General features: G+C 78.7%; 1 pseudogene. It reads right to left on the bottom strand.

From position 1 onward, the window contains the following. Nucleotides 1-13: 13 nt before the first annotated feature. Nucleotides 14-235, bottom strand: a pseudogene (locus AC0L2C_RS34330) (hypothetical protein); the annotation flags it as partial.

Genomic DNA, 235 nt, shown 5'->3' with positions numbered 1-235 from the left:
TTTATATTTATATTTAAAAACCCCCCCCCCCCCACCCCCCCCGCCAGAAAAACAAACTTTCGGGGCTCGCCCCCCCCCCCCCCCCCCCCCCCCCCGGCGGGGGGCGCCCCAAACAACCCCCCCCCCCCCCCCCCCCCCCCCCCCCCCCCCCGCCCCCGCGCCGGGGGCCCCCCCCCCCCCCCGCCCGCCCCGGCCCCCCCCCCCCCCCCCCCCCCCCCATAAAAAGGTTCTGCAC

This window comes from Mesorhizobium sp. WSM4845, assembly GCF_055811455.1.
Note: the sequence above shows the minus strand (reverse complement) of the source record. Positions and strands in the feature narration are given on the sequence as shown.